The organism is Roseateles chitinivorans (assembly GCF_002761755.1).
GTDB lineage: Bacteria > Pseudomonadota > Gammaproteobacteria > Burkholderiales > Burkholderiaceae_C > Roseateles > Roseateles chitinivorans.
Genome location: NZ_PEOG01000032.1, coordinates 36,435 through 61,475 on the forward strand (window position 1 = coordinate 36,435; position 25,041 = coordinate 61,475).

A 25,041-nucleotide genomic window follows, 5' to 3' on the forward strand; every position below is an offset into this window, starting at 1 on the left:
GCGGGTGAACAGGGGGCAGGTCGACGCGAGGGAGAGGCGATGCCATACCGCGGGTTCGTGCAGGAGCAGGCCAGTCCGGCGCAGCGCTGGGCCGTGGCCATCCTTTGCGCGCTGGTGTTGATCTCGGTGGCGGCGGTGGCGCCCTGGGCGGCCCGGCCCTGGCCGCCGCTGGCCCACATCAGCGGCATCTATGGCGCCGCGACCGCGATGATCGACCTGGCCACCTTCTGGCTGCTGATCTCGACGCCGCGGCCGAACCGCTCTCATGTCATCGTGGCCTCGGCCTACCTGTTCGCGAGTCTGATGGCGGTCCTGCATGTGCTGACCTTCCCCGGCGCGCTTTTCGCGGACCGCCCGGTCTTCGGCTCGCCCCACGCGGTCAGCTGGCTGTTCGTCGGCTGGCGGGCGGGCTTCGGTCTGTTCGTCGTCTGGGCCATCCTGGCGGAGACCGAATCCGTCGGTCCCGCCGGCCGCCGGCCGAGCGCCTGGCCGCTGATCGCCGCCGTGCTGGCCGCCGGCGCGTTGGCGATGAGCTCGCAGCTCAGCGACTTCGGCGCCTTGCGGTCGGACGGCCAGCGCCAGCTCCTCAGCCCGGTGAGCCGTGTCGGCGCCTACCTCAGCGTGGCCGCGGCCGTGGTGGCGGTGCTGCTGATCTGGCGCCGCCGGCTGTTCGGCCGGGCGATCTATGTGTGGCTGGCCTTCGTGCTGGTCGCCGAAGGGGCTGGGGTCTGGCTGAGCACCCACAGCGGGCAGCGCTACACGATCGCCTGGTACATGGCCCGCGCCGAAGGCCTGCTGGCGAATAGCGTGATGCTGGGCGTCGTCGCGGTGCATTTCCGCGCGGTGCAGAAGCGCCTGACCGACGCCTACCTGACGCTGCAGCATCGCACCGAGCAGCTGCAGGCGCAGGTCCAGAAGCGGGAGACGGCGGAGGCTCAACTGGCCCGGGCGCAGAAGCTGGACGCGGTGGGGCGCCTGGGCGCCAGCCTGGCGCATGACCTCAACAACATCCTGCAGGTGCTCACCGGCCGACTGGCGATCATCCGGCGACGCGCGGGCGAGTCGGTCGAGCCGGACATCCAGGTGATGCGCCGCAGCGTCAAGAAGGCCGAGGCCCTGACCCGGCAACTGACGCTGCTCTCGGGCCGGCGGCGCAACCAGCCGCGTCCGCTCGAGGTGGGGCCGGTGCTGGGCGAGATGGAGGATGCGCTGCGTTCCCTCGTCGGCGCGCACTGCCTGCTGCATATCAGCGCGGAGGACGGTCTCCCGCGGGTCGCGCTGGACCCGCTCGAGCTGGAGATCGCGGTGACCAACCTGGCGACGAATGCCTGCGACGCGATGAACCTGGGCGGCCGGTTGGACATCCGCGCCCGGCACGCGTCGACGCCGGAACACCCGCAGGCGGTCGCGATCGAGGTGACCGATGAAGGCGAGGGCATCAAGCCGGAGATCCTGGACAAGGTCTTCGAACCCTTCTTCACGACCAAGGTCCGCGGGCATGGCACGGGCCTGGGGCTGGCGCAGGTGCAGGCCTTCGTGAGCGGCAGCGGCGGGACGGTGCAGGTGCGCAGCGATGTCGGGCGCGGCACCACGGTGACCATGGTCTTCCCCGCGACGACCGCGGCGGCGGACCGGCAGGACGCCACCGGCGCGGAACGACCGCCGCTGGAGGGGAAGGTCGTGCTGATCGTGGAGGACAACGCCGACGTGCGGGACGCCTCCAGTCAACTGCTCCTGGCCGAAGGGCTGGCGGTGCGGGTGGTGGAGGACGCGCATCAGGCGCTGGCCCTGCTGGACGCCGGCTTCGCCGCGGACTGCGTCGTCTCGGACATCGTGATGCCGGGGTCCATGGACGGCGTGGCGCTGGTGCGGATGCTGAAGGCGCGCTTCCCCGCGATCCGGACGGTGCTGGTGACCGGCTACAGCGACATCGCCGAGCGGGCGCGGGAGGAGGGCTTCACCGTGCTTCGCAAGCCCTACGACCTCGCCTCGCTGATGGAGGCCTTGTCGTAGGCCGTTGGCGGCGATGTCTCGCGAGGCATCGGGCACTGGCCTTGCTCTGCAGAAGGGGCGGCGTCTGACGGCGCCCGACGCCTCGACTCCAACCCATCGACCACCATGCAAGACAGACATCCCAGCCACGGCCGCGGCCTGCTCGTCCCCATCGGGGGCAACGAAGACAAGACGGACCAGCGCCGGGTGCTCAAGGCTGCGGTGCGGGCGATGGTCCCGCCCCCCGGCGACGAGCCGCCGCGCGTCGTGGTGTTGACCGCCGCGAGTGGTGAGCCGGAGCGTCAATGGCGCAGCTACTGCCCGGCCTTCGAGGCGCTGGGACTGCGGGTCGACTGGCTGGACCTGCGGTCGCACGGCGATGCGCAGGACGAGCACGCGACTGCGGTCCTGGCCAGTGCCCAGCTGCTGTTCATCACCGGCGGCGACCAGATGCGTCTGATGCGTGTCCTCGACGGCAGCGCCTGCCATCGCGCGATCCTGGACCGGCATCGGCACCACGGCCTGGCCATCGCCGGGACCAGCGCCGGCGCGTCGGTGATGGGCGCCCGCATGCCGGGCGGGACCGACGAGGAGCATGAGGAGCCCCATGCGCTGTTCGGCCCCGCGCCGCCAGCGCCGCACGGCCTGGCCCTGCTGGAGGGCGCGGTGATCGACCAGCACTTCACCCAGCGCCACCGGTTGGCTCGACTGCTCGACCTGGTCAGCCATGGCGACGGCGCCTGGGGCCTCGGGATCGACGAGGACACCGCGGCGGTGATCTCGCCGGACGGCGGACTCAGCGTCGTCGGACGAGGCGCGGTCACGCTCATCGACTGTCGCCGCGCCCGCCGCAGCGGCGAGGGCGGGGCCCATGTCAGCCTGGATGGCGTGGCGTTCCAGCGCGCGGTCTCGGGCGTCTCCCTCCGATGGAGAACGGGATGAGCGCCGACCGCACGAATGCCGCGCCTGAAGGTCCGCCCTTCGGCGACGCGGCGTCGGCGCCCTGGCGGGTCCCGTCCGCCGAGTTCGGCCCCGCCCGCATGGAATGGCCCGGGGGGAGCGTCGAGGTCGCGCGGATCCGGCTTCGCGACGCCGCTCTGGCTTGGCCGGCCGATGGCGGCCTGCCGAGCGGCACCGCCGCCGAGGTCGAGGTGTCGACCTTGAGCCTCGACGCCCACCTGCCATTGCCCGAGGCGCCGGCCGAAGTGCAGCATGCCGTGCCGTCGTCGGGCGGCGCCGACGGCTGGCGCCTGGAGCCCCTCGAGCGCCTGGACGGTGCGGTGCATGCGGTGATCACCGACGCCGCCTTGCTGTTCGACGCCCGGGTGACGGTGCCCGTCTCCGCCGGCGAGGTCAACTTCAACCAGGCCAGCGTCGAGCACATCGGCCCGGACTCCCGCATGGGCATCAGCCGGATGGGCTTGTATGTCGATGCGCCCGGCGGGCGGACGTATCTGCTGCAATTCGCGACGCCGCCCCATGCCGGCGTCCGCTACGAGCAACGCAGCGCCCTGTTGGGCCACTGGACCACCGACCGCGGCCAGGTCTCGCTGCGACCCTTCCTGGAGTCGATGCTGGCGCAGATGGCGCGGACGGGGCCGAGAGCCGCCGGTGGATTCACCGCCCAGGCGCGCACCCTGTTCGCCCGCACTGCGATGCGCGGCGAACTGCGCCCGGGCGACGGCGTGATCGACCTCGGTCCGCTGCAGGCTCGGCTGGTCGGACGCGCCGACGGGCGCAACACCGCGCTGCTCGACAGCGCCGCGGTGGGGCGGGGCCTGAGTGTGTCGATCGACGACGTCGCCCTGGCGGACTTGCGGCTCCGGCTGGGAGGACGCGAGCTCAGCGCCGGCAGCGCGAGCGCCCGGCTGCGGCTGCGGGTCCATGTCCTCGATGACGGCCTCGCCATTGCGCTGTCGCTCGGTACGCTGATCCTGCGCGATGTCCGCCTGCTGCCCGCGCCGGCCTGACCCCGGCCAATCGCGAGGGGGCTTGGACCACCGACTGCGACGCGGTCGTCCTGACGCTCAAGCCGGAGAGGGCCGGTTGCGGTAGATCGCCAGGCCGTCCGCCGCCTCCGAATGCCGGCCCGCGCTGCGATGGTCGAGCAGTTGCGTCATGTCGGCGTGCCCGCAACGCCATCGCTCGCGCAAGGACCGCTCCGAGAAGTCGAGCGTCTTTGCGCCCGTGGCTTGCAACGGCGCCTGATAGGACGCCAGCAGCAGGTCGACCGGGCCCTGGCTGTCGGCCGCCGGCCCACCGGCGAGCGCGGCGTGGCGCAGATGGCGTTCTCGCCGCAGCGCCGCGAGCGTGCGCTCCGTCTGGGCGGCGAAGGCCAGGTCCTGAGCGCGGTGCAGGCTGTCGTCGAGCGACCGAGTCGGCGGACCGCGCAGGCAGAACGGATCGACGGCGATGACGGTGCGGCGCCCGGACGCCTCGAACAGCGCGTGGTCCAGCGGTACGTTGGCCACCAGCCCGGCGTCCACGATCTGGCGCCCGCCGATGCGCATCGGCGGAAATGCCGGCGGCAGGCTGGTCGCGGCGACGAGGTGCTCCGGGCTGATGCCGCCCGCGCGGCTGTCGAAGCGGACCGGCTCGCCGGTCTCCACGTCGACGGCGTGCACCAGCAGACGCGGTCCCTCCCGGTTCAGCAGATCGAAATTGATGAAGCGCTGCAGCGTCTCGATCAGCGGTCGGGGATCGAAGAGGCCGTTGTCCGGCGGCATGAAGGGCAGCAACGAGAACAGCCCGGGCCATCGCGGCCGGAAGAAGCCGGGTCGCCCCGTGAGCAGGCTGCCGAGCGCATGCAGGGCGTTGCTCGTCGTCCTGAAGGCCGTCGGGCCGAAGGTCGGCAGCCGCGCGGCGGACAAGGCCTGTCCGTCGAACGCGATCGGCAGCATCGGAATATCGCCGGAGCTGGCGGCCTCCCAGTAGCCTCTCAGGCGGGCCAGGCGGTCTTCCGGGCGATTCCCGGCCACGATGGCGCCCACGGTGGCGCCCACCGACACGCCGTACAGCACGTCCGGCTCGATGCCACCCTCGATCAATGCTTCCATCGCGCCGCCGGCATAGGCGCCCAGGGCGCTGCCGCCGCCCAGGCAGACGTAAGTCGCGGCGGGGCGCGCCGGCGTGCCGGCGACCTCGACCGACGAGGCGGCGTCCGCCGATGGGAACGCCAACGGCGGTTCAACGGGTCCCATCGCGGCGCCGGTGTTGCCACAGCCAGTACGTCACCCCGGCCTTCGCCGCGACGGTCACCGCCTTGCGGACCGCGTCGGTGGGGTTGTGCCGCAACTCGGCGCGGCCGCCCCTCTGGACGATGGCGTCGTGCGGATGCTCGGTCGCCGGCGTCGGCTTATGGACCTGGCGGTCTCGGTAGGGGCGGTGGTACGCCGTCGCGAGCATGGGCTTCTCCTGGAGGCAGGGCCGTGGATGGGGAACAAGGACCTGGTGGCAACGTCCATTCCAGAGCAGCGATGAGGGGATTGCGGCGAAGCGCGTAGCATCGCGGGCTCCATGAAACGCACCCTCTTCGGCCTCGCGCTCTCGGCGCTTGTCACGCTCTTCTTCCTCTGGCTGATCACGCGCGGCTTCAGCCAGTTGATGGCCTTGCTGAGCGGATTGCGGCAGCCCGGCCAGGGCGGCGGCGCTGTCCCGCTGCTGGTCGTCGGTCTGGCGGTCTTCGTGCCGCTGCTGATCTACCGCATCCGCAAGGCGCGCAGGTCGCACGCGGCCAAGCGCAACGCCGACCGCTGACCCGGCGGAAGCCCCCGCGAGAACGACCCGCCGCGTGATCCCAAACCCTTGCCGCCCTTGAGGATTTTTCGCGGCGGCGGCCCTGTGTCCGAGGGGGCGACGCGTCGAGGGCATAGGCCCGCGTCCCCCCAGGTTGAATGCCCGGCCTGCTTCCCATCCGGCGAGCGATGTGGAAGATGGGCGGCATGGATGCCTTCCGTCTGATCACGCTCCGGCTGCGCGTGCTGTTCGCCTTGGCGGCGCTGCTCGGCGCCGGTACCGCCGCGGCCCAGACCGCCATCGTCATCGGTGGCGCGCTGCGCATGGACAACGACGCCGTCTGGCAGCGCATCGTCGACGAGGCCGGCGGTCCCGGCCAGGCGCGCTTTGCCGTGCTCGCCACGGCCGCGGCGAATCCGGAACTGTCCGCCCGACTGATCATCGACGTGCTCAAGCGCCACGGCGCGCAGGCCGAGCACATCCCGGTCGCTCCACGGCTCGAGGGCATCGACCTTCAGCGCAACCTCAACGACCCGGCGCTGATCGGCAAGATCCGCGCGTCCAATGCCGTCTTCTTTTCCGGCGGCGCGCAGGGCTTCATCGTCGACACCTTGCAGCCCGGCGGCCGCCGCACCGAGATGCTCGACGCCATCTGGGACGTCTACCGCCGCGGCGGCGTCGTGGCGGGCACCAGCGCGGGCGCGGCGATCATGAGCCGGGTGATGTTCCGCGACGCGCTCAACGTGATGGAGGTGATGCGCGGCACGCTGCGGGAGGGCCATGAGATCGACCGCGGCCTGGGCTTCGTCGGCGACGAGCTCTTCGTCGACCAGCACTTCCTCAAGCGCGGCCGCATCGGCCGCATGCTGCCGCTGATGCTGGCCAAGGGCTACCGCTTCGGCCTGGGCGTGGAGGAGAACAGTGCCGCCGTCGTGCGCGGCGATCGCATCGATGTCATCGGAGGACGCGGTGCGCTGCTGGTGGACCTGCGCGACGCGCGCAGCGATCCGGCGCTGGGCATGTTCAACCTCCGCGGCGCGCGGCTCAGCTATCTCGACAACGGCGATCGCCACGACCTGCGCAGTGGGGTCACCCGTCCGGCGGCCCGCAAGATCGCCGCTGGCGCGCCGGTGCCGATCCGCGCCTCGGCGCGGGGGCAGTCGATGCCGTCGCGCGGGCCGGTCGACACCTTCCAGCCGGACATCCTCGGCGACAACCGCATCGTGCAGGCGATGAGCGAGCTGCTGCAGTCGCCCGCCACCGAGGTGCGCGCGATGGCGGCGCGCATCCGGCCCGATGCCACCGAGCCACGCGACCGCACCGGCTTCGTCTTCCGGCTCTATCGCGGCGCGGACACGCAGGGCTGGATCGATGTCGACGGCAACGCGCACGACGTCACGCTGCTCGACGTCCGCCTGGACATCCGTCCGGTGCGGCTGCCCGATCCCAACGCGACCGCGCCGGCGTCGACCGTGCCCGGCGCGATGCTGGTGGCACCCGCGGGCCTGCGCTAGCGCGTCCCGTCAGGCGCCCAGCGCCTGCGCGATGAAGTGCTTCTGCACCTTGGGCTTGGGCACGCGCACGCTGAACCAGCGCCGCACGTCCTGCTCCAGCCCGATGCCGTGCATGAAGTTGTAGAGCGCCTTCTTCAGCGCGTCGCCCATCGCGTCGTGGTCGGTGCCGGTCGGGTCGATGAAACCCACGTCGTTCTTCGCGAACGGCGACGGCGGCAGCGGCAGCAGTTCCACGCCAAAGGCCTTCGGGTCCTTGCCCACCGGCGAATGCACCGTGCAGGCGAAGCGGTGGAAGAAGCCGCTCTGGATGCAGCCGTTCTCGAAGAGCTGGCGCACGTACTCGAGCGCGTCGACCGTGTCCTGCACCGTCTGCGTCGGGAAGCCGTACATCAGATAGGCGTGGACCAGGATGCCGGACTCGGTGAAGGCGCGCGTCACCCGCGCCACCTGCTCGACCGACACGCCCTTCTGCATCAGCTGCAGCAGCCGGTCCGAGGCCACCTCCAGCCCGCCGCTGATCGCGATGCAGCCGCTGTCCGCCAGCAGCTGGCAGAGCTCGGGGGTGAAGGTCTTCTCGAAGCGCACATTGCCCCACCAGCTGATGGACACCTGCCGCGCGATGAGTTCCTGCGCCAGCGCCTTGAGCACCTTGGGCGGCGCGGCCTCGTCGACGAAGTGGAAGCCGGTCTGGCCGGTCTCCGCGACGATCGCCTCGATGCGGTCCACCAGCGTCTTGGCCGAGGCCGCCTCGTAGCGCGAGATGTAGTCCAGCGTGATGTCGCAGAAGCTGCACTTCTTCCAGTAGCAGCCGTGCGCGATGGTCAGCTTGTTCCAGCGGCCGTCGCTCCACAGCCGGTTCATCGGGTTGAGCATGTCCAGCAGCGACAGGTAGTCGTGCAGCGGCAGGCCGTCCCAGGTCGGGGTGCCGACGTCCTCGAAAGGCACGTCGGGCTCGACGAAGTTGATGTAGCGGACCTGGCCCGCCAGCTCGCCGGTTTCCTCGCGGATGAAGCAGCGCACCAGGCGCTGCTGGCCGCGCCTGCCGGCGATGTGCTCGAGCAGCGCCAGCAGCGGTCGCTCGCCGGCGTCCAGCGTCACGAAGTCGACGTAGTCGAAGAGTCGCGGCTCGGTCAGCTCGCGCAGCTCGGTGTTGACGAAGCCGCCGCCGAGCAGGATCTTGATGCCCGGCCGCTCGCGCCGGATCGTCTGGCCGATGCGCAGTGCCGCGTAGACCGCGCCGGGGAAGGGCACCGACAGCAGCACCACGTCGGGCCGCTCGGCATCGACCGCATCCAGGGTCAACTCGCGCAGCAGCTCGTCGACGAGATTGGGCGGCGCGTCCAGCGCGTCCCGCAGCGGGTCGAAGGTCGGCTGGCTGGTCGCCAGCTGCTCGGCATAGCGGACGAACTCGAAGCGCGGATCCACCGATTCGCGCAGCACATCGGCCAGGTCGTTCAGGTAGAGCGTGGCCAGGTGCCGGGCGCGGTCCTGCAGGCCCAGCGCGCCGAAGGCCCAGGCGAGCGGATCCTCGCCTTCCTCGGACACATAGACGTCCAGCGTCTGGAAGCGGGCGCCCTCGGGCAGGAAGGTCCGCGTGTTGATGCGGTGCGCCAGTGTCGGATCGCGGCCCTGCAGGAAGGCGATCACCGGCGCGATCGTGGCCAGGTAGCGATCGAAGCCGTCGTCGAAGTGGCGCGAGGCCATGCCGCGGTCCGGCAGCGGGATCGCCTGCACGGCGGCGCGCACGCGCCGCAGGCCGTCGCGGGAGAAGAGCTTGAGCACCAGCGCCAGCGCCAGGTCGCGCTGCGCCGCGGGGATGCCGCGCGAACGCAGGAAGCCCGTCAGGTACGCGGTGGACGGGTAGGGCGTGTTGAGCTGCGTCATCGGCGGGATGAGCGACAGCACGCGGAGGGCGGGCGCGGCGGCGGACATGGGCGGAACTGTAGAAGCAAAAAAACAAACCCGGCATCGGCCGGGTTTGTTCGGGACCGCGGGGAGGCCCCCGCGATCGGCACGTACCAGAAGTGGATTACTTCTTGGCGGCCTTCTTGGCGGGCTTGGCAGCCGGCTTGGCGGCGGCCTTGCGAGCGGCGGCCTTCGGGTCCACGGCGGCCTTGAAGCCAGCGCCCGGGGTGAACTTCGGCAGCTTGGCAGCAGCGATCTTGATCTTGTCGCCGGTGCTGGGGTTCACGCCGGTGCGCGCGGCGCGGGCGTGTTGCTTGAAGGAGCCGAAGCCGGGGATGGAGACGGCGCCGCCCTTCTTCACCGTGGTGACCACGGCGTCCAGCAGCGTTTCCAGGATGCGGCCGGCTTCGGCCTTGGTCAGTTCGTGCTTGGAAGCCAGGTGTTCGATCAGTTCGGTCTTGTTCATTCGTTGACTCTGCAAGTTAAGGCCCGGCACGAGCCGGACGGCGCGTATTGTGCGCGAGAAATCCGGCCCGCATCCCCGGGTTGCCCCGCAAATCACCGATGAAATCGCACATCCGGGGTCACGTCTTGCGCGATGGTCCTGTCCATCGGCATTCCCGGCGTCAGGCCTTGCCCGGGAATTTGTCACAGCACGCTTCAGGAGACGAGCAGCCGGTGCACCAGGTCGGGCGTGCTGGCCGCGCCGTACTTCTTCATCAGGCGGGCGCGGTAGACGTCGACGGTGCGCGGGCTCACGCCCAGCCGCTTGCCGATCAGCTTGCTGGTCAGGCCCTCGATCAGCAGCGCGGCGATCTCGCGTTCGCGCGCGGTCAGGTCGGCCTTGAGCTGGCGTGTCGCCGACAGGTCCTCGAAGCTCCAGATGCCGCTGGCATGGGGCCGCGCCGGGTCGAGCGCGCGGCCCGACACATGGCACCAGAACAGCTCGCCCGCGCGCGGTCCGCCGACGCGCTTCATCACGCGCTCGTCGGCGTAATAGCCGGAGGCATCGAGGCTGGCGATGATGCGCTCGCCGGTGCGCTCGAACTCCACCGGGCTCGGGTACAGCAGCGCGAAGCTGTGCTCGATCAGCTGCTCGCGCTGCGCGCCGAAGATCTCCAGCACCTGGCGGTTGCAGTCCTTGATCAGGCGGTTCTCGGACAGGACCAGCCCGATCGGGGCCTGGTCGAAGGCGGTGCGGTAGTCCAGGCTCATGGTGGCAGTCGGCGCGCGGGTCACAGCAGCGCGTAGGTGGTCGTGGACTGCACCGCGAGCCGGCCCTGCTCGTCGAGCAGGTCGATCTGCCCGAATGCCAGGTTCTTGCCGCGGCGCAGCAGGCGGGCCTCGATCGTGCAACGTGCGCCGGAGACGGGGCGGAGGAAGGTCGATTGCAGCTGCACCGTCGTCATCGGGCGGAACTCGCCGAGCTCGCGCATCATCAGCAGCACCATGGCCGTGTCCGCCGCCGCCATCGAGGCCTGGCCGCACATCACGCCGCCCACATGCACCAGCTCCGGCGCCACCGGCATCGTCAAGCGCAGCAGGCCGTCCTCCGCATGGACCGGCTCCAGACCGAGCGCGACGATCCAGGGGGCGAAGATCTTCGGGATCTGCGCGCGCAGTTCGTCCAGGGGCTGGGTCATCGGGGCTTCCTTCGAGGGGCGGTGGCGGGGATGATGCTTAATCAATTCTACGTAGCGATACCTAATGTCTTACGTAGCAGAATCGTCGGCTGGTTCTGAACCCCGTGGATCAACGGCAAGCAGGAGACATCGGATGAACAAGCTTTTCGCCAGTGCCCATGCGGCATTGGACGGCATCGTGAAGGACGGCCAGCTGCTGGCGGTCGGCGGTTTCGGCCTGTGCGGCATTCCCGAGGCCCTGATCGCCGCGCTGCGCGACAGCGGCGCCAAGGGGCTGACCGTCATCAGCAACAACGCGGGCGTGGACGGCTTCGGCCTGGGCCAGCTGCTCGAGACGCGGCAGATCAGCAAGATGATCTCGAGCTACGTCGGCGAGAACAAGGAATTCGAGCGCCAGTACCTGGCGGGCGAGCTGCAGCTGGAGTTCACGCCGCAGGGCACGCTGGCCGAGAAGCTGCGCGCCGGCGGCGCCGGCATCCCGGCCTTCTTCACCCGCACCGGCGTGGGCACGATGGTGGCGGAGGGCAAGGAGATCCGCGAGTTCGACGGCCACCAGTACGTGATGGAGCGCGCGCTCAATCCGGATGTCGCGCTGGTCAAGGCGCACATCGCCGACAAGAGCGGCAACCTCGTCTTCCGGCGCACCGCGCGCAACTTCAATCCGGCCTGCGCGATGGCGGGCAAGGTCACGGTGGTGGAGGTGGAGCAGATCGTCGAGGTGGGCGAGCTCGATCCCGACAGCATCCACCTGCCCGGGATCTATGTGCACCGCATCGTGCACAACCCGAATCCCGAGAAGCGCATCGAGAAGCGCACCACCCGACCCGCCGCCTGAGGAGACCGACATGCCCTGGACCCAAGACCAGATGGCGGCACGCGCCGCGCAGGAGCTGGAAGACGGCTTCTATGTGAATCTCGGCATCGGCATTCCGACGCTGGTGGCCAATTTCGTGCCGGCCGACAAGGAGGTGTGGCTGCAAAGCGAGAACGGCATGCTCGGCATCGGCCCGTTCCCGACCGACGACGAGGTCGATGCCGACCTGATCAACGCCGGCAAGCAGACGGTGACGACCATCCCCGGCTCGTCGATCTTCGGCAGCCACGACAGCTTCGCGATGATCCGCGGCGGCAAGATCAACCTGAGCATCCTGGGCGCGATGCAGGTCAGCGAGCGCGGCGACCTGGCCAACTGGATGATCCCCGGCAAGATGGTCAAGGGGATGGGCGGCGCGATGGACCTGGTGGCCGGCGTGCCGCGCGTGATCGTGCTGATGGAGCATGTCGCCCGCAAGAAGGACGGCACCGAGGACCTGAAGATCATCCCGACCTGCACCCTGCCGCTGACCGGCGTGGGCGTGGTGAACCGCATCATCACCGACCTGGCCGTCATGGACGTCACTCCGCAGGGCCTGAAGCTGGTGGAGCTGGCGCCGGAGGTCACCCGGGACTTCGTGCAGAGCAAGACCGGGGTGACGCTGCTGTAAGTCGCAGCCGCTCTCATTGTTTCCGCGCCGTATCCGAGACCGACAAACTCCGCGCGTGCAGAAGTCACGCGGCAACAGCCTGTTGCCGCGTCTTTCACCTGTTGTACGAATGACGGTGTATTGACGGCGCCATCTCGCCACCATCCCGCATCCGCTGCTTCGGGCTGATGCCGAGATGACTGCCGCCGCTCATACCCCCTTCGCTCCGACCGACGACCAACCCGTCGTCGATGAGACGTCGACCTCCGGGACCTCGGCCGCGCTTGCGGCGGCGGCCGCGGCGGCCCTGCTGGCCGCCTGCGGCGGTGGCGGCGGCGAGACCGGCGACGGCGGCCCCGACAGCGATCCGCAGAACAGCGTCCCGCCCACCGACGCAGAAGCCGCGCGCTTCCTCGCCCAGGCCGGCTTCGCGGCCAGCGCCACCGACATCGCCGCGGTCAAGTCCTCCGGCTACGGCCGCTGGCTGGACCAGCAGTTCGCCGCGCCCCGCACCCAGAAGCATTACGACTGGCTGGTCGCCAAGGGCTACAACGCCGAGTCCTTCCGCAACAGCCTGTCCGGCGTCGACGCCACGCTGTGGCGCAAGCTGATCGGCTCGCCCGACCAGTTGCGTCAGCGCGTGGTGCTGGCGTGGTCGGAGATCTTCGTCGTGTCGATGACCGGCCTGCCGGTGAGCTGGGCCAACATGGCCACCGCCGGCTACGTCGACATGCTGGAGGAACGCTGCTTCGGCAGCTTCCGCGCGCTGCTCGAAGGCGTGACCCTGTCCCCTGCGATGGGCGTGTTCCTGGCGATGCGCGGCAACCGCAAGGAAGATCCCCGCACCGGCCGCCAGCCCGACGAAAACTATGCCCGCGAGGTGATGCAGCTGTTCACCATCGGCCTGAACCAGCTCAATCCGGACGGCACGCCCAAGACCAGCAACGGCAAGACGATCGACACCTACACGCTGCAGCAGATCACCGATCTGGCGCGGGTGTTCACCGGCTGGGACTTCGACACCACCGACGCCGGCGGCGCCGATCCGAGCTACATGACGCGGCCGATGAAGCACACGGCCAGCCGCTTCTCCACCGGCACGAAGAAGGTGCTGGACGTCACCATCCCCGAGACCGCCGACGGACCCGCCGCGATGAAGCAGGCGCTGGACACGCTGGTCGCGCACCCCAATGTCGGGCCGTTCATCGGCCGCCAGCTGATCCAGCGCCTGGTGGCTTCCAATCCCAGCCCCGCCTATGTGCAGCGCATCGCCGCGGTCTTCGACAATAACGGCAAGGGCGAGCGCGGCGACCTGCGCGCGGTGATCCGCGCGATCCTGCTCGACAGCGAGGCCCGCCAGCCGTCGACGGCGCCCGGCGGCGGCAAGCTGCGCGAGCCGATCCTGCGCCTGATCCAGTGGGCCCGCACCGTCAACCTGAACTCGCCCGGCGACCTCTGGGCGATCGGCGACACCAGCAACCCGGCCTCGCGCCTGGGGCAGAGCCCGCTGCGCAGCGGCTCGGTCTTCAACTTCTTCCGGCCCGGCTATGTGCCGCCGAATTCCCAGCTGGGCGCCAACAACGTCACCGCGCCGGAGTTCCAGCTCTGCAACGAGAGCACCGTCGCCGGCTACCTGAACTTCATGCAGAGCCTGATCGGCAACGGCATCGGCGACATGAAGCCCGACTACACGGCCGACCTCGCGCTGGCCGCGGACGCCACGGCGCTGGTGCAGCGCCAGGCCCTGCTGATGGCGGGCGGCGACCTGTCCGCCACGACGATCACCACCATCGCCACGGCCGTCGCCACGATCAAGGCGGACACCGACGCCGGCAAGCTCAACCGCGTCAAGGCCTCCTGGCTGATGGTGCTGGCGGCGCCGGAATACCAAGTGCAGAAGTGAGCGGAGCGACAGCCATGCCCCACATCTCGAAACTGGCCTCGCTGCGTCGCCGCGAGTTCCTCCAGCGCGCCTCGGCGCTGTCCGTCGCCGGCACCGCCGCGCCCTGGGCGCTGCAGCTGGCCGCGATCAACGAGGCCGCCGCCGCCGTCACGCCCGGCGACTACAAGGCCATCGTCTGCCTCTTCATGTATGGCGGCAACGACTACGGCAACACCCTGGTGCCGTACGACGCCGCGAGCTACCAGGCCTACGCCACCATCCGCCAGTCGCTGGCGACACCGCGCGACCAGCTCGCCGCCACCGCGTTGACGCCGACCACGGCGCTGCCGGACGGCCGCCAGATGGCCCTGGCGCCGACGATGACCCGGCTCAAGCCGGTCTTCGACGCGGGCCGCCTGGCGGTGATGCTCAACATCGGCCCGCTGATGCAGCCGACCACGCTGGCCCAGTACAAGGCCGGCAACGTGCCGCTGCCACCCAAGCTGTTCTCGCACAACGACCAGTCCAGCCTCTGGCAATCGTCCCGGCCCGAGGGCGCGACCTCCGGCTGGGGCGGCCGGGTGGCCGACCAGTTCCTGGGCAGCAATGGCAATGCGACCTTCACCTGCATCAACGTCTCCGGCAATGCGGTGTTCATGTCGGGCGGCCAGGCGGTGCAGTACCAGATGAGCAGCGGCGGCGCCGTCGCCATCAATGGCGCGACGCGGGCGCTGTTCGGCTCCGCGGCCTGCTCGGAAGCGCTGCGCGGGCTGGTCACCGCCGAGCGCCAGCACTGGATGGAGCAGGAGCTCAACCGCGTCACCGCGCGCTCGATCAGCGCGCAGGGCACGATCTCCACCGCGCTGGCCAACACGACGCTGCAGACACCGTTCGACACGGGCGGCCTCGCGGCGCAGCTGCAGACGGTGGCGCGGCTGATCGGTGCCCGCTCGGCGCTGGGCGCGCAGCGGCAGGTCTACTTCGTGTCGATCGGCGGCTTCGATCTGCACGACAACCTGATGGCGCAGCACCCTGGCCTGCTGGGCACCGTCGCCAATGCGATGGCCAGCTTCGACGCGGCGCTCGGCGAGCTGGGCGTCGCGCAGAACGTCACCACCTTCACCGCCTCGGACTTCGGCCGCACGCTGAGCTCCAACGGCGACGGCTCCGACCACGGCTGGGGCAGCCACCACCTCGTCATGGGCGGCGCGGTCAAGGGCGGACGCTTCTACGGCCAGCTGCCCTCGGTGAGCGTGAACGGGCCGGACGACGTCGGCCAGGGCCGCCTGCTGCCGACGACCTCGGTCGACCAACTGGCCGCGACGCTGGCGATGTGGATGGGCGTGCCGGCCACCGACCTGCCGGGCATCCTCCCGGGGATCGTGAACTTCAACCAGAAAGACCTCGGTCTCTTCGCGGCCTGAAACCGGCGTCGATCGGCGGAACTGGTCGGTTTGTCGCGGCCAATTACAGGGCCGCGCCACCGGCCTCGAGGGCCGGAAGGCCCCGCGTCGCGAACATGCCGGCGCCGCCGGGAGGCGCGCCGTGACAAGTCGCACGAAGCGGTGGCCCGCGCCGCCTCGGCGAGCGGCCGATCGGGCCCCCGGTCGTCGACAGGGCCGATGGTCACGGGGATCGCGCCCGGCTGTCGAGGTCGAAAGCCACGGTAACCCGAGACGTTGCCGAGCCTTTCCGCTGTTGCGGTTTGGCGGCTGATTCGAGCGGGCGGACTCTCTAGAGTGCCGGACGTCAGCAGTACCGACGCCCACCGCCATGTTCCGATTCCCCTGGTCTTCCGCAGCCGCCACGGCTGCCGCCGCTGCCCTGAGCGCCTGCGGCGGCGGGGGAGGCGGCGGCGATACGCCGGCCGCGCCCAACGGCGCCGCCCCCGCGCCGGACGGCACCCCCGCGCCCGCGCCGAGCCCGGCACCGGCGCCGGCGCCGGCCCCCGCTCCCGTCGACAGTCCGGCACCGAGCCCCGCGCCGACCCCGGCGCCTGCTCCCCAGCCCGGGCCGGCGCCCGCACCCGCGGCCGCCGTCATGCTGCCCTTGCCCAGCGACGCGCAAGCCGCGCGCTTCCTGGCGCAGGCCGGCTTCGGCGCGAGCGAGGCGGACATCGCCACGCTCAAGTCGATCGGCTACTCGTCCTGGCTGGACCTGCAGTTCCTGGCGCCGCGCACCGAGTCGCACTGGGACTGGCTGAGCCGCAACGGCTTCGCCGCCGAGGCGAACAAGTACGCCTACTTCGATGGCCTGCCCAACAGCGTCTGGCGCAAGTTCATCAGCTCGCCGGACCAGCTGCGCCAGCGCATGGTGCTGGCGCTGTCGGAGATCTTCGTCGTCTCGGCGGTGGGCAACACGCTGCCCTGGCGCACGATGATGATGGGCGCCTACGCGGACGTGCTGGAGGAACACGCCTTCGGCACCTTCCGCGGGTTGCTGGAGGCGGTGACGCTGTCGCCGGCGATGGGCGCGTTCCTGGCCATGCGCGGCAGCAAGAAGGAGGACGGCAAGGGCCGCCAGCCCGACGAGAACTTCGCCCGCGAGGTGATGCAGCTCTTCACCATCGGCCTGGTGCAGCTGAATCTGGACGGCTCGGTCCAGATGGCCGGCGGCCGCCCGGTCGAGACCTACGACCTGACGACGGTGACGCAGCTCGCGCGCGCCTTCACCGGCTGGAACTTCGACACGAGCGCGCCCGCTGGCGCCGATGCCGGCTTCATGCGCCGGCCGATGGTGCACAACGCGGCCTACTTCTCGGACGGCGCGAAGACGGTGCTGGGCAGCACCATCTCCGCCGGAGCCGACGGCCCCGCGGCGCTGCGCCAGGCGTTGGACATCCTCGCCAACCATCCGAACGTCGGCCCGTTCTTCGGCCGGCAGCTGATCCAGCGCTTCGTCTGCTCGAACCCGAGCGCCGCCTATGTGCAGCGCGTCGCCCAGGCCTTCAACGACAACGGCCGAGGCGTGCGCGGCGACCTCAAGGCGGTGCTGCGCGCGGTGCTGCTCGATCCCGAGGCGCGCCTGATCGAGCCCGGCGCGAGCCATTCCGGCAAGCTGCGCGAGCCGGTGCTGCGCTTCGTGCAGGTGGCGCGCGCGGTCCAGCTGAGCTCGGCCGGCCTGTGGACCATCCCCGAGACCAGCGACCCCGAGACGCGCCTGGGCCAGAGCCCGTTCTTCAGCCCCTCCGTCTTCAACTTCTACCGGCCGGGCTATGTGCCGCCGAATTCGCCGATGACGGCCGCCGGCACCACCGCGCCCGAGTTCCAGCTGCTCAACGAGGTGACGGTCACCGGCTACCTGAACTTCATGCAGACGCTACTGACGACCGGGCAGGGCGATGCCAAGCCGGACCTGTCGGCCGACATGGCGCTCTCGGCCGATCCGCGCGCGATGGTGGCGCGCCAGGCGCTGCTGCTGGGCGGCGGCGCCATCTCCGACGCGACGCAGCAGCGCATCGCCGCAGCGGTGGCCACGATCGCCGGCACCACCGACGACGGCAAGCTCAACCGGGCCCGCGCCGGCTGGATGCTGCTGCTCGCCTGTCCCGAATACCAGATCCAGAAATGACCGTGTCGCGCTCCGCGCGCGACCTTCACCGGAGACTTCCCGTGGCCCATGTGTCCAAGCTGTCCGCGCTGCATCGGCGCGAATTCCTCAAGCGCGCCTCGGTCGTGTCCGTGGCCGGCGCGGCCGCGCCCTGGGCGCTTCAGCTCGCCGCGATCGGCGATGCGGCGGCGGCCACCGGCGGCGGCGACTACAAGGCGCTGGTGTGCGTGTTCCTGCACGGCGGCAATGACCACGGCAACACGGTGATCCCGTACGACACCGTCAACCACCAGGCCTACACGGCGATCCGCCCGACGCTGGCGATCGGACGTGACGCGCTGGCCGCGACCGCGCTTGCGCCCACGGTGGCGCTGCCGGATGGTCGCCAGATGGCGCTGGCGCCGGGGCTGTCGGCGATCAAGCCGGTCTTCGATGGCGGCCGTCTGGCGGTGATGCTGAACATCGGCACGCTGATGGCGCCGATGACGCTGGCGCAGTACCGCTCGGGCGCGGTGCCGGCGCCGCCCAAGCTTTTCTCCCACAACGACCAGGCCAGTCTTTGGCAGTCGTCCAGCGTCGAAGGCGCGCGCACCGGCTGGGGCGGCCGGATGGCCGACCTGATGCTCTCGGCCAATGGCCGTGCCGGGCTGACCTGCATCAATGTCTCGGGCAATGCCGTGTTCCAGGCCGGCGAGGAGGCCTTCCAGTACCTGACCGGGCCAGGCGGCAAGAAGCCGATCACCGGCATCGGCAGCCAGATGTTCGGGTCGAGCTCCTGCGCGAAGCTGCTCAAGTCGCTGATCACCGAGGAACGGACGCATCCGATGGAGGTCGAGCTCAACCGGGTGACGGCACGCTCGATCGAACTGCAGTCGACGCTGAGCACCGCGCTGGCCGGCGGTGCCACGATCACCACGGCTTTCGGGACCGATTCGCTGGCGCGCCAGCTCAAGACGGTGGCGAACCTGATCGCGGCGCGCGCATCGCTGGGAATGACGCGCCAGGTCTATTTCGTCTCGATGGGCGGCTTCGACCTGCACGATGGCCTGACCACGCGGCACCCGCTGCTGATGCAGCAGCTCGGCGGCGCGCTGGGCAGCTTCGACGCGGCGCTGCGCGAGCTGGGCATGGCGGAGCAGGTCACCACCTTCACCGCCTCCGATTTCGGCCGCACGCTGAGCAGCAACGGCGACGGCACCGACCACGGCTGGGGCGCGCACCACTTCGTGATGGGCGGCGCGGTGCGGGGCGGGCGCTTCTACGGCACCGCGCCGTCGGTGAGCGTCAACGGCCCGGACGACGTCGGCCAGGGCCGCCTGCTGCCGACGACCTCGGTGGATCAGCTCGCCGCGACGCTGGCCCTGTGGATGGGCGTGCCGCCGAGCGAGCTGCGGACGGTGCTGCCCAACATCGGCGCCTTCGCGACGGCGGACCTGGGCTTCATGGGCTGACGCGCACCAGCGTGGATCACCGATGACGACGGGGCGTGCGGCCGGCGCGGCTCCCGGTATATCGGCGCCGAACCCGACATCGCCGGCCCCCCAGCCCTAGGGGGCCGTGCCCGCGAAGTTCCGCTACGCAAGATCGAGCGGTTCTCCTAACATCCCTGAAGGCCCCACACACCGCATCGCGGCGGAGACCGTGCACGTCGAGGGCCGCGTTCCACACGCGCCTGAACAGGGAGGCTGAGATGGATGGCATGGTGTTGGGGAGGGGCCCCGAGACGGGCCGGGTCTTGTCCTATCGCGGTCCGGAGCGCCGGCGAGGCTCGCCGGACCGGTGGTGGCGGCACGCGCTCGAGGAGATCGACCTGGGGGTCTGCCTGGTCGGCGGGGATGGGCAGCTGCTGTATGCCAACAGCACCGCCCGGCGGCAGCTCGACGAGACCTCGCCGCTGCAGGTCCTCGACGGTCAACTGGTGGCCCCCCAACGCAGCGACCAGGTCCGGCTCGAGGGCGCGCTCGCGGACGTGCAGCGCGGCCTGCGCCATCTGATCTGCCTGGGGCGAGGCGCCGGCCGGCTCTCGCTGTCGGTGCTGCCGCTGCAGGATGGCCTCGGGCGGACCGTCCAGGCCCTGCTGGTGCTGGGCAAGCGCAACCTCTGCGGCGAGCTGCCGATGCTGGCCTTCGCGCGCGAGCATCAATTGACCGCGGCCGAGCAGCAGGTGCTGCAGTCGCTGTGCGCCGGGCTGCAGCCGCAGGAGATCGCACAGCGCCACGGCGTGGCGATCTCGACGGTGCGCACCCAGATCGCCAGCGTGCGCGCGAAGACGGCCACCGAGAGCATCCGCGAGCTGGTCGCGATGGTGGCGCAGCTGCCGCCGATGCAGGGCGTGCTGCGGGTGGTCGAGCTGCGCTGATCGATCAGCCGCGCTGGGGTGCCAGCGTCTTGCTGAAGAGGGCGGTGCCGGCCAGGTCCTTCAGGGTCACCGTCATCGCGCGGGTCTTCGCGTCGATGTCGACCTGTCCGAAGAACTGGGTGTCGACGGCCGGCGCGGCATTGGCGACGCCCGGTCCCTTCTGGTAGACCACCTGCATGCCGAAGGTGCCATCGGCCTTGTTGGGGCCGAAGCCGCCGGCATGCAGCGGACCGGAGACGAATTCCCAGAACGGCAGGAAGTCGGTGTGCTTGGCCTGGGCGGGGTCGAAGAAGTGGGCCGCGGTGTAGTGCACGTCGGCGGTGAGCCAGACGATGTTGTGCAGCCGATGCCGCTTGATCTCGCTGAGCAGGCGTGCGATCTCCAGCTCGCGGCCGCGCGGCGCGCCGTCGTCGCCGTTGGCGATGGCCTCCCACTTGTCGCGGCCTTCGGCATCCTTGCCGTCGTTCACATGCAGACCGATCGGCATGTCGGCCGCGATCACCTTCCACACCGCCTTGGAGCGCTTCAGCCCGTCGAGCAGCCAGGCGATCTGCGGGCGGCCGAGGAAGGCGCTGGCGGCGTTCTCCTCGGTCTGCAGGTTGGCGCTGTTGGGGCCGCGATAGCTGCGCATGTCGACCACGAACACATCCAGCAGCGGACCCTGCGGCAGGTGACGGTAGACGCGCTCGCTCTCGGCGTCGCCGAAGCGGCGCATCGGCGCGTATTCCTGGAAGGCCCGGGTGCCGCGGGCCACCAGCAGCGGGATGTTCTTCTCGGTATAGCGGGCGTCGCCGGAGAGGTCCTTGCTGTCCGAGTAGTTGTTGGTGACTTCGTGGTCATCCCACTGCCAGATCTGCGGGACCTGCGCCGCCATGCGGCGGACGTTGGCATCCATCAGGTTGTAGCGGTAGCGGCCGCGGTACTCGTCGAGCGTCTCGGCGACCTTGCTGGTCTGCTCGGTCACCAGGTTGCGCCAGAGCGAGCCATCGGGCAGCGCGATCTCGGCGGGGATGGGGCTGTCGGCGTAGATGGTGTCGCCGCTGTGCAGGAAGAAGTCGGGGTTGATGCGGCGGATCTGCTCGTAGATCTTCATGCCGCCCCAGGCCTCGTTGATGCCCCAGCCCTGGCCGCAGGTGTCGCCGCTCCAGGCGAAGCGCAGGTCGCGCACGGCCCGGCTTCCGAAGGCGGCCGGCAGGCGCAGGTGGCCGGGCATCGGCTCGGACAGGACGCGTTCGTTGCGCAGGTCCTGCAGGACGACGCGATAGAAGATCTCCTGGCCGGCGGGCAGGCCGCGCAGGTCGATGCGGCCGGTGAAGTCCGAGTCCTCCAGCAGATGCGGGCCTCGCACCCGCTGCGCGTTGGCGAAGCTGGCGGTGGTGGACCAGTCGAGCCACAGCCGAGCGGGGCGGTCGGCGCGAGTCCAGATGATGGCGCCATCGGCGATCGGGTCGCCGGACTGGATGCCATGCGGCAGCTGCGGGCGCATCGCATCGCGGGTGATGAGGGCCGGGGCCTGCGGCGCGCCTTGGGCGCGCAGGCCGGGGGACGTCAGCAGCGCGCCGCCTCCGAGCAAGGTGCTGGCGTGGAGGAAGCGGCGGCGGTCCATGCGGGTCTCCCGGGGAGGTGGCGAAGCCCGCGATGCTGCCGGCGGGGTATGACGAGGAGGTGAATGGCCTTCGACGAAGCTGACGGCGCACGGGTCCGCGAGCTCGCGCCTCCCCCGTCGCTCCCCTCTGGAGGGAGAAAGGAAATCCAATGTTGAGCGATGTCAAAGCACCTCTACGGGCATCAGATTAGCTTCGAAAAAGCTAATCAAACCGTATAGCATGCATGAATCGCATCAACTGGACCGAGAAGGCGATGCGGCAGATGCTGAAGCTGCCGCGCGAGGCGGTGAAGGCGATCGCCGGAGCCGTGGTCATCGAGCTGGCGGACCTCAAGGCCGCGCGCAACGTGAAGCGCCTGATGAACCATCCTTACGCTTATCGACTGCGGGTCGGGGACTATCGCGTGTTCTTCGACTTCGCCGTCGAGGTCCGGATCGTCTCGATCGAGGAAGTGAAGAAGCGCGATGAACAAACGTATTGACTTTCAAACCATCCTGGGCGCGGACGGCACACCCGCATTCGTCGTGCTCCCGTACGACGAATTCGTGCGGCACTTCGAGGCCGTGGGCGATTTGATCCCCGATGCCGTCGCGCAGCTGGTGTTCAACGAGCAGATGACTGGCGCCAAGGCCTGGCGCACGCATCTCGGGCTCACGCAGCAGGTGGTCGCGGACCGCCTCGGGATCACGCAGGGCGCCTATGCGCAGCTCGAGGCCAGCTCAAGGCCGCGGCGCTCGTCGCGCGAGCGCATCGCGAAGGCCCTGGGCATACGGCCCGGTCAACTGAACTTCTGATCCCGCCGCCACGGCGCGGACCGTGTTCACTGCCCGGCCGGTGGCTCCCAGAGTTCGACCTTGTTGCCTTCCGGATCGATGACCCAGCCGAACTTGCCGTACTCGGAGTCGTCGGTCTTCTCGAGCACCTCGCAGCCTTCGTCGCGCAGCGCCTGGAGCAGGGCCGTCAGGTCGGCGACGCGGTAATTGATCATGAAGGGCTTGCCGCTCGGACCGAATCCGTCCGGATCGGCCGAGCCGATCGACCAGATCGTCGTGCCGCCGGCGGGCCGGCCCGCGTCGTCCGTCCAGGTGAACGCCGCGCCGCCCCAGGGCTGCACGTCCACGCCCAGGTGCGTCCGGTACCAGTCGCGCAAGGCCGCCGGATCCTTGGCGTTGAAGAAGATGCCGCCGATGCCCGTCACACGCTTCATGGGGAGACTCCCGTCAGGTTGACCGATCTCAAGGACATCGGCGCGTCGTCTCACCGACGATGCACCGCGCCGCGCTTGAGCGTCAGCAGACACAGCAGCGCGATCAGGGTGAACAGCGCGCCGCTCCAGATCTCGTAAGGCAGACCGAGCAGCGTGTACGCGGAGGCCTCGCTGCAGTTGGCGGTGACCATGAAGACACTCGGCAGCTTGGTTTCCAGGTCCAGCACCGTCAGCACGCGATCGGCGAAGGTCATGTCGCAGCTGGCCAGCTTGGAGGCCACTTCATGCTGGTAGCCCGCGGCGAACAGCCCCGCCACGCCCAGCGCCGCCATCAGCAGCAGCGCCAGCACCCGCGCGGCGCCGACGCGCTGCAGCGCCCAGCCCAGCGCGCTCACCGCCGCGATCAGCAGGAAGATGCCGCGCTGCATCACGCACCAGGGGCAGGGCTTGACGTCGAACTGGTACTGCGCCACCAGCGCCGCCGCCACGGCGGCGAGCGACACCAGCGCGCTGAAGGCCAGCACGCGCGAGGCGGTCAGCGCGCGCATCAGTCCGCGATCTCGGCGATCAGCTCGATCTCGACACAGGCGCCCAGCGGGATCTGCGCCACGCCGAAGGCGCTGCGCGCATGCGCACCCTTCTCGGGACCGAAGACCTCGCCGATCAGCTCGGACGCGCCGTTGGTCACCAGGTGCTGCTCGGTGAAGTCGCCGGTGCTGTTGACCAGGCTCATCAGCTTGACGACCCGCTTGACCTTGTTCAGGTCGCCGACCGCGGCGTGCAGCGTGCCCAGCAGGTCGATCGCGATCGCGCGAGCCGCCTGCTGGCCGGTGGCAGTGTCGGTGTCCTTGCCGAGCTGGCCCACCCAGGGCTTGCCGTCCTTCTTCGCGATATGACCGGACAGGAACACCAGGTTGCCGGTCCGGACGAACGGCACATAGGCCGCGGCGGGCACCGCCACCGGCGGCAGTTCGATGCCGAGCTGGGTCAGGCGGTCATAGACGGAAGTGCTCATGGGGGTCTGCGCGGAAGTGAAAAAAAGCGCCGCGAATCCTACACCCCGGCATGGTGCTGGACGCTCGTGCCGGCAGCAGCCCTGCTCGGCATGGGGCTGGTCCATCGCCTGCCGGTCCTGCCCGGGATCCAGGCGTGGCAGGCCTGGGGCGCGTGCGTCGCGGTGCTCGCCTTGTCGATGGCGATCCCGCTCGCGTGGCCCGGAGGTCGCGCGGACGGGACCGCTGGCCGGGGCGACTGCCGCTGGCGTCGCTGGCCGCGCCACTGGTTCGCCTGGGCGCTGATGGCGGCGCTGGCCGGCTCGGGCCTGACCGCGCAGCGCGCCGCCTGGCGCATGGCGGAGGTCCTGCCCGCGGCACGCGAGGGTCAGGCCATGACCCTCGCCGGCCGGGTGGCCAGCCTGCCGCAGCGGACCACCGGACTGGGCGGTGCGGAGGGCTGGCGATTCATCCTCGCGGCCGATGCGGCGGCGGTCGCGGCGGGAGCGCCGTCGCGGCTGCTGCTGTCCTGCTACCAGATGCCCGAGGCGCCGCGCGCCGGCGAGCGGTGGCGGCTGACACTCAAGCTGCGCCGCCCGCACGGGCTGCTGAATCCGCATGGTTTCGACCAGGCGTTGTGGATGCTCGAACAGGACCTGCCCGCCGCCGCGAGCTGCCGTGGCCAGGGGCAACAGCGACTGTCCCGGGCGGCGCCGGGCCTGGACGCGCTGCGGCAGTCGCTGCGCGACGCGATCGACCGCCAGCTCGGCGAGACGCGCGACCGGCGCGGCGCCGGCGTGCTGGCCGCCTTGAGCCTGGGCGACCAGGGCGCCGTCAGCGCGGCCGACTGGGCGCTCTATCGCGACACCGGTGTCGCCCATCTGCTCAGCGTCAGCGGCCTGCATGTGACCATGTTCGCGTGGATCGCCGGCGCGGCGGCCGGCTGGGCGTGGCGGCGCAGCGCGCGCCTGTGCTTGTGGCTGCCCGCGCCGCGCGCGGCGATGTGGCTCGGCGTCGCCGCGGCCGGTGGCTATGCGCTGTTCTCCGGCTGGGGCGTGCCGCCGCATGGACCGCGTGATCGCCAAGATGACCGAGATGGCGCAGGCGCACGCGGCCGCGCCGATGCTCAGCCGCACGCACGGCCAGACGGCCAGCCCCACGACGGTGGGCAAGGAGATCGCCAACGTCGTCGC

General features: G+C 70.4%; 24 protein-coding genes and 2 pseudogenes. 16 read left to right on the plus strand and 10 right to left on the minus strand.

The window, feature by feature from the left end:
* The first annotated feature begins 39 nt into the window (after positions 1 to 39).
* The 3 genes from CS062_RS13290 to CS062_RS13300 all read left to right on the plus strand — a co-directional run bounded on the left by CS062_RS13290 (position 40) and on the right by CS062_RS13300 (position 3,962).
* Entirely contained in the window at positions 40 to 2,013 is a 1,974-nt protein-coding gene (locus tag CS062_RS13290; protein ID WP_099862101.1) for an ATP-binding protein, read from the plus strand.
* Between the two features lie 105 nt (positions 2,014 to 2,118).
* Positions 2,119 to 2,934 (plus strand): cyanophycinase, encoded by an 816-nt coding sequence (locus CS062_RS13295; protein WP_099862102.1) that lies wholly within the window; start codon positions 2,119 to 2,121, stop codon positions 2,932 to 2,934.
* The gene (locus CS062_RS13300; RefSeq protein ID WP_099862103.1) at positions 2,931 to 3,962 is read left to right on the plus strand and encodes a hypothetical protein; all 1,032 of its coding nucleotides are present in this window, start codon (positions 2,931 to 2,933) and stop codon (positions 3,960 to 3,962) included. The genes CS062_RS13295 and CS062_RS13300 overlap by 4 nt, the downstream gene beginning before the upstream one ends.
* A gap of 57 nt (positions 3,963 to 4,019) precedes the next feature.
* On the opposite strand, the gene CS062_RS13305 is transcribed toward CS062_RS13300, so the two are convergent.
* Complete coding sequence (locus CS062_RS13305; RefSeq protein WP_099862104.1) at positions 4,020 to 5,192, minus strand: patatin-like phospholipase family protein; 1,173 nt, start codon at positions 5,190 to 5,192, stop codon at positions 4,020 to 4,022.
* Positions 5,179 to 5,397 (minus strand): hypothetical protein, encoded by a 219-nt coding sequence (locus CS062_RS13310; protein WP_099862105.1) that lies wholly within the window; start codon positions 5,395 to 5,397, stop codon positions 5,179 to 5,181. Before CS062_RS13310 ends, CS062_RS13305 begins: the two co-directional genes overlap by 14 nt.
* A 111-nt stretch (positions 5,398 to 5,508) precedes the next feature.
* On the opposite strand from CS062_RS13310, the gene CS062_RS13315 reads away from it, so the two are divergent.
* Both CS062_RS13315 and CS062_RS13320 read left to right on the plus strand, forming a co-directional pair.
* On the plus strand, positions 5,509 to 5,748 hold the full coding sequence (locus CS062_RS13315; RefSeq protein ID WP_099862106.1) for a hypothetical protein: 240 nt from the start codon (positions 5,509 to 5,511) through the stop codon (positions 5,746 to 5,748).
* A 185-nt stretch (positions 5,749 to 5,933) separates the two neighbouring features.
* On the plus strand, positions 5,934 to 7,241 hold the full coding sequence (locus CS062_RS13320; protein WP_158238781.1) for a cyanophycinase: 1,308 nt from the start codon (positions 5,934 to 5,936) through the stop codon (positions 7,239 to 7,241).
* Positions 7,242 to 7,250: 9 nt separating this feature from the next.
* Here the strand turns inward: CS062_RS13320 and CS062_RS13325 are convergent, their stop codons facing one another.
* From CS062_RS13325 to CS062_RS13340, 4 genes are all read right to left on the minus strand, one after another.
* Positions 7,251 to 9,173 carry a B12-binding domain-containing radical SAM protein gene (locus CS062_RS13325; protein WP_099862108.1) on the minus strand — a complete coding sequence of 641 codons (1,923 nt, stop codon included), beginning with the start codon at positions 9,171 to 9,173 and terminating at the stop codon, positions 7,251 to 7,253.
* A 97-nt stretch (positions 9,174 to 9,270) separates the two neighbouring features.
* Positions 9,271 to 9,612 carry an HU family DNA-binding protein gene (locus CS062_RS13330; RefSeq protein WP_091732368.1) on the minus strand — a complete coding sequence of 114 codons (342 nt, stop codon included), beginning with the start codon at positions 9,610 to 9,612 and terminating at the stop codon, positions 9,271 to 9,273.
* A 194-nt stretch (positions 9,613 to 9,806) separates the two neighbouring features.
* Positions 9,807 to 10,361, minus strand: coding sequence for a LuxR family transcriptional regulator (locus tag CS062_RS13335; RefSeq protein WP_099862109.1), 555 nt, complete (start codon positions 10,359 to 10,361; stop codon positions 9,807 to 9,809).
* Positions 10,362 to 10,381: 20 nt separating this feature from the next.
* On the minus strand, positions 10,382 to 10,789 hold the full coding sequence (locus CS062_RS13340) for a PaaI family thioesterase (RefSeq protein WP_199174237.1): 408 nt from the start codon (positions 10,787 to 10,789) through the stop codon (positions 10,382 to 10,384).
* Between the two features lie 133 nt (positions 10,790 to 10,922).
* Here CS062_RS13340 and CS062_RS13345 point away from each other — a divergent pair, with 133 nt between their 5' ends.
* The 7 genes from CS062_RS13345 to CS062_RS13380 all read left to right on the plus strand — a co-directional run bounded on the left by CS062_RS13345 (position 10,923) and on the right by CS062_RS13380 (position 20,042).
* A complete protein-coding gene (locus CS062_RS13345; RefSeq protein WP_099862110.1) occupies positions 10,923 to 11,624 on the plus strand; it encodes a CoA transferase subunit A in 702 nt (233 codons plus the stop codon).
* A 10-nt stretch (positions 11,625 to 11,634) separates the two neighbouring features.
* Entirely contained in the window at positions 11,635 to 12,273 is a 639-nt protein-coding gene (locus CS062_RS13350) for a 3-oxoacid CoA-transferase subunit B (RefSeq protein WP_099862111.1), read from the plus strand.
* A 175-nt stretch (positions 12,274 to 12,448) separates the two neighbouring features.
* A complete protein-coding gene (locus CS062_RS13355; RefSeq protein WP_099862112.1) occupies positions 12,449 to 14,155 on the plus strand; it encodes a DUF1800 domain-containing protein in 1,707 nt (568 codons plus the stop codon).
* A gap of 14 nt (positions 14,156 to 14,169) precedes the next feature.
* Positions 14,170 to 15,558 (plus strand): DUF1501 domain-containing protein, encoded by a 1,389-nt coding sequence (locus CS062_RS13360; RefSeq protein WP_099862113.1) that lies wholly within the window; start codon positions 14,170 to 14,172, stop codon positions 15,556 to 15,558.
* A 616-nt stretch (positions 15,559 to 16,174) separates the two neighbouring features.
* The gene (locus CS062_RS13370) at positions 16,175 to 17,704 is read left to right on the plus strand and encodes a DUF1800 domain-containing protein (RefSeq protein WP_099862114.1); all 1,530 of its coding nucleotides are present in this window, start codon (positions 16,175 to 16,177) and stop codon (positions 17,702 to 17,704) included.
* A gap of 41 nt (positions 17,705 to 17,745) precedes the next feature.
* Entirely contained in the window at positions 17,746 to 19,134 is a 1,389-nt protein-coding gene (locus CS062_RS13375) for a DUF1501 domain-containing protein (RefSeq protein WP_233218045.1), read from the plus strand.
* Positions 19,135 to 19,418: 284 nt separating this feature from the next.
* On the plus strand, positions 19,419 to 20,042 hold the full coding sequence (locus CS062_RS13380) for a helix-turn-helix transcriptional regulator (protein WP_158238782.1): 624 nt from the start codon (positions 19,419 to 19,421) through the stop codon (positions 20,040 to 20,042).
* Between the two features lie 4 nt (positions 20,043 to 20,046).
* Here CS062_RS13380 and CS062_RS13385 read toward each other — a convergent pair whose 3' ends face one another.
* Positions 20,047 to 21,648: an alkaline phosphatase D family protein gene (locus tag CS062_RS13385; protein ID WP_099862117.1), complete on the minus strand. Its 1,602-nt coding sequence runs from the start codon at positions 21,646 to 21,648 to the stop codon at positions 20,047 to 20,049.
* Positions 21,649 to 21,872: 224 nt separating this feature from the next.
* Between CS062_RS13385 and CS062_RS13390 the strand changes: the two genes are divergently transcribed.
* Positions 21,873 to 22,130 (plus strand): type II toxin-antitoxin system RelE family toxin, encoded by a 258-nt coding sequence (locus CS062_RS13390; RefSeq protein WP_099862118.1) that lies wholly within the window; start codon positions 21,873 to 21,875, stop codon positions 22,128 to 22,130.
* A complete protein-coding gene (locus CS062_RS13395) occupies positions 22,114 to 22,443 on the plus strand; it encodes a helix-turn-helix domain-containing protein (protein WP_099862119.1) in 330 nt (109 codons plus the stop codon). The genes CS062_RS13390 and CS062_RS13395 overlap by 17 nt, the downstream gene beginning before the upstream one ends.
* 26 nt (positions 22,444 to 22,469) lie before the next feature.
* Here the strand turns inward: CS062_RS13395 and CS062_RS13400 are convergent, their stop codons facing one another.
* The 3 genes from CS062_RS13400 to CS062_RS13410 are packed head-to-tail and all read right to left on the minus strand — an operon-like array spanning position 22,470 to position 23,871.
* On the minus strand, positions 22,470 to 22,856 hold the full coding sequence (locus CS062_RS13400) for a VOC family protein (RefSeq protein WP_099862120.1): 387 nt from the start codon (positions 22,854 to 22,856) through the stop codon (positions 22,470 to 22,472).
* 50 nt (positions 22,857 to 22,906) lie between these two features.
* Positions 22,907 to 23,404 (minus strand): disulfide bond formation protein B, encoded by a 498-nt coding sequence (locus CS062_RS13405; RefSeq protein WP_099862121.1) that lies wholly within the window; start codon positions 23,402 to 23,404, stop codon positions 22,907 to 22,909.
* Positions 23,404 to 23,871 carry a RidA family protein gene (locus CS062_RS13410; RefSeq protein ID WP_099862122.1) on the minus strand — a complete coding sequence of 156 codons (468 nt, stop codon included), beginning with the start codon at positions 23,869 to 23,871 and terminating at the stop codon, positions 23,404 to 23,406. Before CS062_RS13410 ends, CS062_RS13405 begins: the two co-directional genes overlap by 1 nt.
* 90 nt (positions 23,872 to 23,961) lie before the next feature.
* Between CS062_RS13410 and CS062_RS13415 the strand changes: the two are divergent.
* A pseudogene (locus CS062_RS13415) lies at positions 23,962 to 24,897 on the plus strand (ComEC/Rec2 family competence protein); the annotation flags it as partial.
* Between the two features lie 16 nt (positions 24,898 to 24,913).
* A pseudogene (locus tag CS062_RS26915) lies at positions 24,914 to 25,041 on the plus strand (lyase family protein); the annotation flags it as partial.